This is a genomic window from Ruegeria sp. BF6 (assembly GCF_056538665.1).
On record NZ_JBQFTN010000011.1, the window covers coordinates 105158 to 116006 of the forward strand.

Genomic DNA, 10849 nt, shown 5'->3' on the forward strand with positions numbered 1-10849 from the left:
ATGACCAATCGAAGCTTGAAAATCATTAATGAAAAAGGTCTGCACGCCCGCGCCTCGGCCAAGCTGGTTGAGGTGGTCGAGGGCTTTGACGCACAGGCCGAAGTGTCCAAGGACGGCTTTTCTGCATCGGGCGACAGTATTATGGGCCTTTTGATGTTGGCAGCCTCGCGCGGAACGACTATTGACGTCGAGACGTCCGGACCGGATGCTGAGGCGTTGGCTGATGCTTTGGAAACCCTGGTGAACGACAAGTTCGGGGAAGGGTTCTGATCCCATCGGCCGGGCTACGAAGAACGGGAAGACCAGGAATTGGCGGAAACGACGCACGAGACCAAGACAGGCCCGATTGTGGATGGGACAGCGGATCAGGGCGAAATCTACGACCGTAGAACCCTGACCTACGCGAACTCGTTCGATGATGCCTGGACGTCAACAGCCATTCGCGCCATCGAATGGTGTACGGGCAAGCTGACCATCCTGCGCATGGTCAACAAGTTTGAGAAAAAGAACGAATACTATCGCGGCCAGCGGTTCTGGGGCGGTGCGCTCGAGGTCATGGGCATCAACCTGACCACGCCGCAGGAGCAGTTTGCGCGTATCCCGAAAGAAGGTCCTGTGGTCGTAGTGGCAAACCATCCCCACGGTATGGTCGACGGCATGATTCTGGCTGAACTGATCGGTCGGGTTCGCAGCGACTATCGTATTCTGACCCGTTCGGTCCTGACGGGCCTGGACGAAGCCGCCACCTCTTTCATGATCCCGGTGCCCTTCCCGCATGACCCCGAGGCGCAAACCAAGATGCTGGAAATGCGCGGCAAGGCGATGGACCACCTGAAAGAGGGTGGCGTTGTGGCCTTGTTCCCATCGGGGGTGGTGATGTCATCGGATGACTGGTTCGGCCCGGCGCAAGAGCGGGAGTGGAACGTGTTCACCGCCAAGATGATCCGCCGGTCTGGAGCCCGCGTGGTACCGATCTATTTCCCCGGCAGTAACTCGCGCGCCTATCAGATCGCGAACAAGCTGTCTGCGATCCTGCGGCAGGGGCTTTTGCTGCATGAAATCGTGCGTTCCTGCAACAAACCGCAATCCCCTGTCATCGGTGAACCGATCTCGGACGAGGATATGCAGCTATTGGAACGCGATCCGCGCGGTTTCATGGCATGGCTCAGAAAGCATACCCTGTCGCTGGGCGAGTCGTTCAAACGCTGAGCCGCTTTTTTATCGGGCAAAAAAATGCCCCGGGGGGTGCGCCCGGATGGTAACCGGGCGGACTGGCCCCTGGCCTTACCTTGTCGGAACCGGAAACTCGCCCCGGTAATCATAGAACCCACGTTCGGTCTTGCGGCCCAGCCACCCGGCTTCGACATATTTGGTCAGTAGCGGGCAAGGGCGGTACTTGGTGTCGGCCAACCCGTCGTGCAACACATTCATGATAGCCAGACAAGTGTCCAGGCCAATGAAATCAGCCAACTCCAATGGCCCCATTGGATGGTTCGCGCCCAGCTTCATCGACTGGTCGATCGACTGCACATTTCCGACACCTTCATACAGGGTGTAGACCGCTTCGTTGATCATCGGCATCAGGATGCGATTCACGATAAAGGCGGGGAAATCCTCGGCGCTGGCGGCAGTCTTGCCCAAACGGTCCACCACGGCCTTGCAGGTGCCAAAGGTCTCTTCATCCGTGGCGATGCCGCGGATCAGTTCGACCAGTTGCATCACCGGCACGGGGTTCATGAAATGGAAACCCATGAACTTTTCCGGCCGGTCCGTACGGCTGGCCAAACGCGTGATCGAGATGGACGAGGTGTTTGAGGTCAGAATCGTGTGCGGCTGTAGATGCGGCTGCAAGTCTTCAAAAATCGCCTGTTTGATTGTCTCACGCTCGGTGGCGGCTTCGATCACCAGATCCGTTTGGCCCAGTTCCGGCAGTTGCAGCGTCGTCTTGATCCGCCCCATCGCGGCCTGCATCGCGTCATCCGTGATTTTCCCGCGCGAGGCCTGGCGCGCCATATTGCCTTCGATCGTCGCCACGGCGGCGTTCAGCGCGTCCTGGTTCACATCGGTGAGCAGGACATCATAGTCCGCCAGCGCCAGGACATGGGCGATACCATTTCCCATCTGGCCCGCGCCGATCACTCCGACTGATTTTACATCCATTTTTTGATGCCTCTGTGTCTCGGGATTGAGAAGGACAGTATCGGCAGATCGGTAGAGGCGGCAAGGGGATCGAACCCATTCAATTTGCTTCAAATGCGCACATTAGCACTTTCTAAAGATATAGGGCTGCAAGATGGCAATCGGGTGAAAAATGGGTGAGTGTTATGAGCTATCATCAAACAGGTCCGGCCGGGGCCGGTAATGACGTATGCCAATACGGTGAATCGCGTCTTTGGTTCCGCGGGCCAGAGCGGTCGTTGGACACGGCCTACATGGTTTGCGCTGGCGGGGATGAGACCTATGGACGGTTTGTCGAGCGACCCTTTGCGGCGATTCTCGAAGATCGGCTGGACCGTAGGTGTTTGAATCTGGGCAGTCTGTTCTGCGGGCTGGACGCGCTCTGCGGTGATGCGGGGCTGTTCTCGCTGCTGAACGGGGCAGAGCTGTGTATTTTGCAAGCTCCGGGCGTTCTGAGCCAGTCGAATCACTTCTACAGCGTCCACCCCCGGCGCAATGACCGGGTGCTGGCGCCAACGCGGGATCTGATCGGTCTGTACCCTGAGGTGGATTTTGCCGATGTCCATTTCGTGTGCCACCTGATGCGCCTGCTGCAGGGCTGTCAAGATGCCCGTTTCGAGGTTGTAGCCGAGGAGTTGCGCCGCAACTGGGTTCGAAAAACCAGCGACCTGCTGGGTAGGCTTGAGATTCCGGTCATTCTTCTGGGCCTTCGCGTCCTGCAGGACAACGACAGTCAGAGGGTGCCGGTCACGGTTACGGCTGAGATGTTGGAGGCCGTCCGATCGCACACCGCCGACTGCGTCGAGGTTGCGGCCCATGTGTCCGGTCAATCCGATGAGCTTGAGGATATGCTGTTCGGCACGCTGCAACAGCCGATGGCTGAGCATATGATCGGCCCGGCGGCGCATAAGGCAATCGCTGATGCACTAGTTGGCCCGATTCGGAACCTGAACTGAAAAAGGCCCGCCAATAGGCGGGCCTTCCAAGACTTTTCGTGAAAACTCCAGTCCTTTGCTCAGCCGAGCTTCTCGGTGAGTTCCGGCACAGCCTGGAACAGGTCTGCGACCAAGCCGAAGTCGGCGACCTGGAAGATAGGTGCTTCTTCGTCCTTGTTGATCGCAACGATGACCTTCGAGTCCTTCATACCCGCCAGGTGCTGGATCGCGCCCGAGATGCCGACGGCGACATAGAGGTCTGGGGCAACCACCTTGCCGGTCTGACCCACCTGCCAGTCGTTCGGGGCATAGCCCGAGTCAACAGCGGCACGCGACGCGCCAACCGCAGCGCCCAGCTTGTCGGCCAGGGTTTCGATCAGTTTGAAGTCCTCTTCCGAGCCGACACCACGGCCGCCCGAAACAACAACGCCAGCCGAGGTCAGCTCCGGACGATCGCTTTCGGCGACCTTGTCCTCGACCCAGGACGACAGGCCTTCGGAGCCCGGAACCGAGATAGTCTCAACCGGGGCCGAACCGCCTTCGCCCGCCGCGTCAAAGCTGGCGGTCCGCAGGGTGACAACCTTCTTGGCGTCGTTCGATTTCACCGTCTGGATCGCGTTGCCCGCATAAATCGGACGCTCGAAGGTCGAGCCGTCGACCACGCCGGACGCATCCGAGATCACCATCACGTCCAGCAGCGCGGCCACGCGCGGCATCACGTTCTTGGCGTCGGTGGTGGCGGGGGCGACGATGTGTTCGTAGCCATCGGCCAGCGAGACGATCAACGCCGCGGTCGATTCCGCCAGGCGGTGGCCCAGCGAAGCGTCTTCGGCAACCAGAACCTTTGACACACCGTCGATCTTGGCGGCGGCCTCACCGGCAGCGGCGGCAGAACCACCTGCGGCCAAAACGGTCACGTCGCCCAGTGCCTTTGCGGCATTGACGGCCTTGGCGGTGGCGTCCAGCGACAGCTCACCATTGTTTACTTCGGCGAGAAGAAGAACAGCCATTACACAGCCCCCGCTTCTTTGAGTTTCCCGACCAGTTCGTCGACCGAGCCCACGATGATGCCTGCGGCGCGTGCCGGTGGCTCTTCGGTTTTGACGATCTCCAGACGCGGCGTGACGTCGACGCCGTAATCGGCGGCGGTTTTCTCATCCAGCGGCTTTTTCTTCGCCTTCATGATGTTGGGCAGCGACGCATAGCGCGGCTCGTTCAGGCGCAGGTCAACGGTGACGATTGTCGGCATTTTGACGCTGATGGTCTGCAGACCGCCGTCCACCTCGCGGGTGATCTTGGCGCTGTCGCCTTCGATGTCCAGCTCGGACGCGAAAGTGCCTTGCGACCAACCCAGCAGGGCCGACAGCATCTGGCCGGTGGCGTTCATGTCATTGTCGATCGCCTGCTTGCCCGCCAGAACGATGCCCGGCTGCTCTTCCTCGACCACTTTGGCCAGGATCTTGGCAACGGCCAGAGGCTCAATGTCCTGATGTACGTCATCAGCCGCAACAACCAGGATTGCGCGGTCAGCGCCCATGGCCAGCGCGGTGCGCAGTGTTTCCTGCGCCTGCTTGACGCCGATCGAAACGGCAACAACTTCGTCAGCTTTGCCCGCTTCTTTCAGGCGGATCGCTTCTTCCACCGCGATCTCGTCGAACGGGTTCATCGACATTTTGACATTGGCGAGATCGACACCGCTCCCGTCCGCTTTCACGCGGACCTTCACATTATAGTCAATCACGCGTTTGACAGGCACGAGTACCTTCATTTTGCGCTTGCTCCTCACAAATAACGGTAAGCCGCGTTGCGACTCCACCAATGCTCTCGGACGTTTGAATAACGTCTGAATTCGCCGCGCAACAGAGCAAAATCGTCACGTCATGGGCTTGGGACGTCGCGTTTCGTGTTTTTTGACGTTGCGGCCCGAAACTTAGCGGTTTGCGCCCGGAACCCACAGCACGTCCTGCTTGCCGTTTTCATTGGCGCAGCGCGCGGCCACGAAGAACCAGTCGCTCAGGCGGTTGAGGTATTTCACCGCGACCTCGTTCACCGGCTCCATGTTGGTCAGTTCCACCGCCAGCCGTTCGGCCCGGCGTGACACGGTCCGGCACACATGCAGCTGCGCCGCCAGCCGCGATCCACCGGGCAGGATGAAGCTGCGCAGCGGTTCCAGTGATTCGTTCATGACGTCGATTTCAGCCTCAAGCCGGTCGATCTGAGAGGCAATAACACGCAAAGGTGGATAGTCGGCCTCGGCGTCCTTTTCCATGTCGGGGCGACAGAAATCGGCACCCAGATCGAACAGGTCGTTCTGAATACGCGACAGGGCGGCGTTGACCTCGCCTTCGGCCTCGGTGCGGGCCACGCCGACAAAGGCGTTCAACTCGTCCACGGTGCCATAGGCGGCTACGCGGCCCGAGTATTTGGCAACCCGTTCACCATTGCCAAGCGCCGTCTTCCCGTCATCGCCGGTGCGGGTGTAAATCTTGTTCAGAACGACCATTTACTGTGCTCCTTGTCCACGCAGCCAGACGTAGAGCACGATCAGCACCACGGCAATGAACTGAAACAGGATGCGCAGTTGCATCATCCTGTTACTTTTCATAGCTGCGCTTTTGCCGCTTTTACCGAAGTTTGAGATGCCAATCGCCAGCACGACGACCACTGCCGCCATGGCCAACAGCAAAATGACCATCAAAAGGTCCATGGGTGCACCGTCCGCGTTTCTTGTTTCGTTGGTCTATCATCTAGACCCACAGGGCCGAAAAGCGAACGGTTAATTTTGCCTCATACGTCCGAGAGGATGCGGTCGATGGTGCGGGTGGGCAGGATGCGACGCAGATATCCGGCGATATAGGTGGGCGTTGTCACATAGTACCGCGCCCGGGGGCGTTTCGATCCGACTGCATGAGCCAGTTTGTCAGTGACCGCCGAGGCCGGCAGCTCGAACCGGTCTGGCCCCGAAGATTCGTACAGTCTTTTCAACAGGGATGCCTCGTACCGGTCCCGCAGGGCCGAGTTCTGCCAGTTGATGAACCGTTCGAAAAACGGGATCGAGTTTTCGCGGATTTTCGAGGTGATCGGGCCGGGTTCGATCAAAATGATCTTGATGTCGGTGTCGGCCAGTTCCAGGCGCAGCGTGTCCGTCAGACCTTCGATCGCGTATTTCGTCGCCACATAGGCCCCGCGCCACGGAAAAGCCACCAGACCCAGCACCGAAGAGTTCTGAACGATTCGCCCATGCCCCTGCGCCCGCATGAATGGAATCACCTGCCGGGTCAGCTCGTGCCAGCCAAAGAAGTTGGATTCGAAAATGGCGCGCAGACCATCTGTCGGCAGGTCCTCGACCGCACCGGGCAAGCCATGCGCGCCGTTGTTGAACAGTGCGTCCAGCGTGCCGCCGGTGGCCTCCAGAACCTCAGCCAGTCCCGAGGTGATGCTGTTTGCGTCGGTGTAATCAATCTGTGGGCTTTCGAATCCCTGCGCCCTCAGACGGTCGCAATCGCGCTGCTGGCGGCAGGACGCAAACACCCGCCACCCGCGCGCACGCATCCCATGGGCCGCGTCCAGGCCAATGCCCGAGGAGCAACCGGTGATAAGAATGGTCTTTTGCATGATCTTCCTGACTTTGAACCTGTGCTTAAGCTATTGCGAGGTTCGGGTCAGGACAATGTCAGCACGACGTCAGTTCGAGGTTTTTCGCACCAGCGAGGCAGAAACCCATCCGACCTGTTGCTGCGGCAACACGCGCAGACGCAGCCAGCCGGTGCCGGATTCGCTCAGCACCTCGACCTGCTGGCCGATGGTGGCCTTGCCAATGATCGGATAGATCGTACCCGGCCCGTCGCGCATGTTCACCCGGGTGCCCGAGATTTCGCGCATGTCCTTCTCCGGTTCGGGAAGGGCAGGTGTTGCCGCCACGTCTACTTGCGCCTCGTCGGTGATCTGTGTCAGACCGACCACGCCGTCCTCAAGCGAGGCCAGCGTGATGTTGGCGCTCTGATCCTCGAACACCGACAGGGGCGAGAAAGATTCGAGGGTGGCGTCATCCGCCACGAACTCGACCACTTCCTCCACCGCCGGTTCCGACTGAATACGCACGGTTGGAATGCGGGCCGTGACATTGGTCACAAGCTCTTCGGCCCTGGCAGGAGCTACAGATGGGCTCGGCACTGAGGCGATGCGAACGGGTTGTTCGGCACGCACGCCGCGCGGTTCGAACTCCGGTCCACCACTCATTACATAAAAGCACCATCCAAGTGCGGCGAAAGTCATAACAATCAGGCGCGTCATGGCGCATCCCCCGGCAATCGTAAGAAACAACAAATAGTCAGCAGTCCAATTCGTTCAGGGTATCATAGATTCTACCCTGAGTCGAAAAACGGGGGAAATCCGGGGGTTGGCTCCCCTTGTTGCAAAAAGCGCCACTTGTCCCCAGCAAAATATGTGCTGCTTGCTTTACCAAGACGCTCTTGCGGCGTATCACATCATATATGAACGATACGATCGATGACCCCAACATGAAGGCCCCCGGCAATGGGGGAGAGATAGCTGAACCGCTGCGCCGCGCGATCGGTGAACGCTATCTGACCTATGCGCTCAGCACCATCATGCACCGGGCACTGCCGGATGCACGGGATGGTTTGAAGCCTGTGCACAGGCGAATCCTCTACGCGATGCGCGAGCTGCGACTCAGTGCAACCGGAGGTTTCAGGAAGTCTGCGAAGATTTCTGGCGACGTGATGGGCAATTATCACCCACATGGCGACGCCGCGATCTACGATGCGATGGCGCGTCTGGCGCAGGATTTCAATGTCCGCTATCCGCTGGTCGACGGACAGGGGAACTTTGGCAATATCGACGGCGACAACCCGGCGGCTTCGCGATACACCGAGGCGCGGATGACCATTGTGGCCGAGGCGCTGCTTGAAGGTCTGAACGAAGATGCTGTTGATTTCCGTGATAACTACGATGGCACCCTGACCGAACCTGTGGTTCTGCCTGCGCAGTTCCCCAACCTGCTTGCCAATGGGGCCAGCGGTATTGCGGTGGGCATGGCGACGAATATCCCGCCACACAATATTTCTGAGCTGTGCGACGCCTGTCTGCACCTGATCAAGACGCCCGACGCGCGCGACGACACTCTGCTGAACTACGTGCCAGGTCCGGACTTTCCGACCGGTGGCGTGATCGTTGAACCGCCCGAGAACATCGCGCAGGCCTATCGCACCGGACGTGGGTCTTTCCGCCTGCGTTGTAAATTCGAGGTCGAAGATCTTGGCCGTGGTCAATGGCAGATCGTGGTCACCGAGATTCCCTATCAGGTTCAAAAATCCAAGCTGATCGAAAAGATCGCTGAACTTATCCAGACCAAGAAAGTCCCGATCCTCGCCGATGTCCGCGACGAATCCGCCGATGATATCCGCCTGATCCTCGAGCCGCGCTCCAAGAACGTGGACCCCGAGGTGCTGATGGGCATGCTCTATCGCAACTCGGACCTTGAGGTGCGGTTCAGCCTGAACATGAACGTGCTGATCGACGGCGTGACGCCCAAGGTCTGCTCGATGAAAGAGGTGCTGCGCGCTTTCCTTGATCACCGGCAAGAGGTGCTGATCCGCCGTTCGCGTCACCGTCTGGGCAAGATCGACCACCGGTTGGAGGTGTTGGAGGGCTTTATCGTCGCCTTCCTGAACCTCGACCGCGTAATCGACATCATCCGCTATGACGACGACCCCAAAGCCGCGCTGATGCGCGAGGATTGGGGCATGACCCATGTCCGCGCGACCGATGAGTCCGATTATATCTCACCCAAGCCGGGCGAGGGCGAGCTGTCCGAGGTTCAGGTCGACGCCATCCTCAACATGCGTCTGCGCAGCCTGCGTCGTCTGGAAGAGATGGAACTGGTCCGCGAACGTGATGCGCTGATGGAAGAGCGTGCCAACCTCGAAGACCTGTTGGCCGATCCCGCCCTGCAATGGGCCAAGATCGCCGAGCAACTGAAAGAGACCAAGAAGACCTTTGGCAAAGATTACGAAGGCGGCGCGCGCCGCACGCAGTTTGCCGAGGCTGGGCAGGTCGAAGAAGTGCCGCTTGAGGCGATGATCGACCGCGAACCGATCACGGTCGTCTGCTCTCAAATGGGCTGGATTCGCGGAATGACCGGCCATATCGACCTGAAGCGTGAACTCAAGTTCAAGGACGGGGATGGGCCGCGTTTCATCTTCCACGCGGAAACGACGGACCGGTTGCTGGTGTTTGCCTCGAACGGACGGTTCTACACGATCAGCGCGGCGAACTTGCCCGGTGGGCGGGGCATGGGCGAACCGCTGCGCCTGATGGTCGACCTGCCGAACGAGGCACAGATCATCGACATCCTGATCCACAAGCCGGGGCGCAAGCTGCTGGTGGCCTCGGACGCGGGTAACGGCTTCATGGTGCCCGAGGATGACGTGCTGGCGCAGACCCGCAACGGCAAGCAGGTGCTGAACGTCAAGGGCGACGAGACCGCGATGATCTGTAAGCCGGTCGCGGGCAACCACGTGGCCGTAGTATCCCAGAACGGCAAGTTCCTTGTGTTCCCGACCGAAGAACTACCCGAGATGACTCGCGGCAAGGGCGTGCGTTTGCAGAAATACAATATGGCACGCGGACGGCAGGGGACACTGGAACTGGATGGCGGGTTGTCCGACATCACCACCTTCAATTGGGAAGAGGGCCTGAAATGGTCCATGGGTGGTGACAAAACGCGCCACGAGGCCGATATGACCCAGTGGCTGGCCAAGCGTGCCAGCGTTGGGAAAAAACCGCCCTACGGCTTCCCGCGCGACTATAAGTTTTCGTGAACGCGCGCGGGCGTCAGGTAGAATTCCGCCGATATGGCTTGGCACAGGCCGCATCGGTGCGCTAGATCAAAGAAAACAAGCCTATCGAGACGAGACATGTTGCGCATTCTGACCTTGATCACCGGACTGGCCCTGATGGGCGCTTGTACACAAACGCAGGTTTACGAAGAACCTGAGTCGCTGGGCGAGTTCAAGCTGCGCGTGAACTATGCGTTTGCTGATAAGGCGGTTCAGGGTCCGGTGTCGCGCGATGCCACACCGGATGAATGGACCGAGGCCATTCAGAAAGCCGTCGATATTCGATTGGGCCGTTACGCGGGCGCTCAGGAATACGACGTCGGAATCAGCCTCGAAGGGTATATGCTGGCGCCACCGGGCATCCCGGTGATTTATAACCCCAAAAGCACAGCGATTGTTCTGGTCAACGTCTATGACGTGAACAAGAAAGAATTCCTGGCCAAGGGGAAGCAGTTCCAGGTGCTGGAAGACACAACGGGCGGCAGCGCCCTAAAGGGATCGGGTCACGAGCGCACCAAAGAGGAACAAATGAGCGGTCTGGCTCTTAAAGTCGCTGACCGGGTTGAAGAGTGGTTGGCCGAGGAACATGAAGAGAACGGCTGGTTCGACCGGCGTCCGGACCTGATCCAACCGCTCGAATCCGACGTGGTGACGCAAAATCCGGCGTCTTAACCTGCTTTTCACGCAGGATGTGCTTGATTTTCCCCTTTGAACCAAATATCTCGCGCGCGCAGATGTAACCACGGGACCAAGGGTCCCCCAAATCGCAAAAGGGCGCCTGAGGAATGGCAAAGGAAAAGTTTGAGCGTAATAAGCCGCACGTCAACATCGGCACGATTGGCCACGTTGACCACGGCAAGACCACGCTGACCGCAG

13 protein-coding genes are annotated in these 10849 nt (G+C 59.2%); 6 read left to right on the plus strand and 7 right to left on the minus strand.

Translation table 11 applies throughout. The annotated features are described in order from the left end of the window. Both ACR0IM_RS18815 and ACR0IM_RS18820 read left to right on the plus strand, forming a co-directional pair. Entirely contained in the window at positions 1 to 270 is a 270-nt protein-coding gene (locus ACR0IM_RS18815) for an HPr family phosphocarrier protein (protein WP_170328297.1), read from the plus strand. A gap of 39 nt (positions 271 to 309) precedes the next feature. Beyond that, positions 310 to 1209: a lysophospholipid acyltransferase family protein gene (locus tag ACR0IM_RS18820; protein WP_480594583.1), complete on the plus strand. Its 900-nt coding sequence runs from the start codon at positions 310 to 312 to the stop codon at positions 1207 to 1209. 75 nt (positions 1210 to 1284) lie between these two features. On the opposite strand, the gene ACR0IM_RS18825 is transcribed toward ACR0IM_RS18820, so the two are convergent. Beyond that, on the minus strand, positions 1285 to 2160 hold the full coding sequence (locus ACR0IM_RS18825) for a 3-hydroxybutyryl-CoA dehydrogenase (protein ID WP_480682831.1): 876 nt from the start codon (positions 2158 to 2160) through the stop codon (positions 1285 to 1287). 164 nt (positions 2161 to 2324) lie between these two features. Between ACR0IM_RS18825 and ACR0IM_RS18830 the strand changes: the two genes are divergently transcribed. Beyond that, positions 2325 to 3134, plus strand: coding sequence for a DUF6473 family protein (locus tag ACR0IM_RS18830; protein ID WP_480682832.1), 810 nt, complete (start codon positions 2325 to 2327; stop codon positions 3132 to 3134). 59 nt (positions 3135 to 3193) lie between these two features. Here ACR0IM_RS18830 and ACR0IM_RS18835 read toward each other — a convergent pair whose 3' ends face one another. The 6 genes from ACR0IM_RS18835 to ACR0IM_RS18860 all read right to left on the minus strand — a co-directional run bounded on the left by ACR0IM_RS18835 (position 3194) and on the right by ACR0IM_RS18860 (position 7406). Then, entirely contained in the window at positions 3194 to 4123 is a 930-nt protein-coding gene (locus ACR0IM_RS18835; RefSeq protein WP_480594585.1) for an electron transfer flavoprotein subunit alpha/FixB family protein, read from the minus strand. Next, positions 4123 to 4881, minus strand: a complete 759-nt coding sequence (locus ACR0IM_RS18840; RefSeq protein WP_480594586.1) for an electron transfer flavoprotein subunit beta/FixA family protein — start codon at positions 4879 to 4881, stop codon at positions 4123 to 4125. The genes ACR0IM_RS18835 and ACR0IM_RS18840 overlap by 1 nt, the downstream gene beginning before the upstream one ends. A 162-nt stretch (positions 4882 to 5043) precedes the next feature. Next, complete coding sequence (locus ACR0IM_RS18845) at positions 5044 to 5616, minus strand: cob(I)yrinic acid a,c-diamide adenosyltransferase (protein ID WP_480594587.1); 573 nt, start codon at positions 5614 to 5616, stop codon at positions 5044 to 5046. Beyond that, positions 5617 to 5820: a twin transmembrane helix small protein gene (locus tag ACR0IM_RS18850; RefSeq protein ID WP_170333664.1), complete on the minus strand. Its 204-nt coding sequence runs from the start codon at positions 5818 to 5820 to the stop codon at positions 5617 to 5619. It abuts the gene before it with no gap. A gap of 80 nt (positions 5821 to 5900) precedes the next feature. After that, complete coding sequence (locus tag ACR0IM_RS18855) at positions 5901 to 6728, minus strand: SDR family NAD(P)-dependent oxidoreductase (RefSeq protein ID WP_480594588.1); 828 nt, start codon at positions 6726 to 6728, stop codon at positions 5901 to 5903. Between the two features lie 69 nt (positions 6729 to 6797). Continuing rightward, positions 6798 to 7406, minus strand: a complete 609-nt coding sequence (locus ACR0IM_RS18860; RefSeq protein WP_480594589.1) for an SH3 domain-containing protein — start codon at positions 7404 to 7406, stop codon at positions 6798 to 6800. 200 nt (positions 7407 to 7606) lie between these two features. On the opposite strand from ACR0IM_RS18860, the gene parC reads away from it, so the two are divergent. The 3 genes from parC to ACR0IM_RS18875 form a co-directional block, all read left to right on the plus strand. Beyond that, positions 7607 to 9955 carry a DNA topoisomerase IV subunit A gene (gene parC, locus ACR0IM_RS18865; protein ID WP_480594590.1) on the plus strand — a complete coding sequence of 783 codons (2349 nt, stop codon included), beginning with the start codon at positions 7607 to 7609 and terminating at the stop codon, positions 9953 to 9955. Positions 9956 to 10051: 96 nt separating this feature from the next. Beyond that, the gene (locus ACR0IM_RS18870) at positions 10052 to 10645 is read left to right on the plus strand and encodes a hypothetical protein (protein ID WP_480594591.1); all 594 of its coding nucleotides are present in this window, start codon (positions 10052 to 10054) and stop codon (positions 10643 to 10645) included. Between the two features lie 113 nt (positions 10646 to 10758). Beyond that, a partial coding sequence (locus tag ACR0IM_RS18875) for a GTP-binding protein (RefSeq protein WP_036223564.1) occupies positions 10759 to 10849 on the plus strand: 91 nt, incomplete at its 3' end.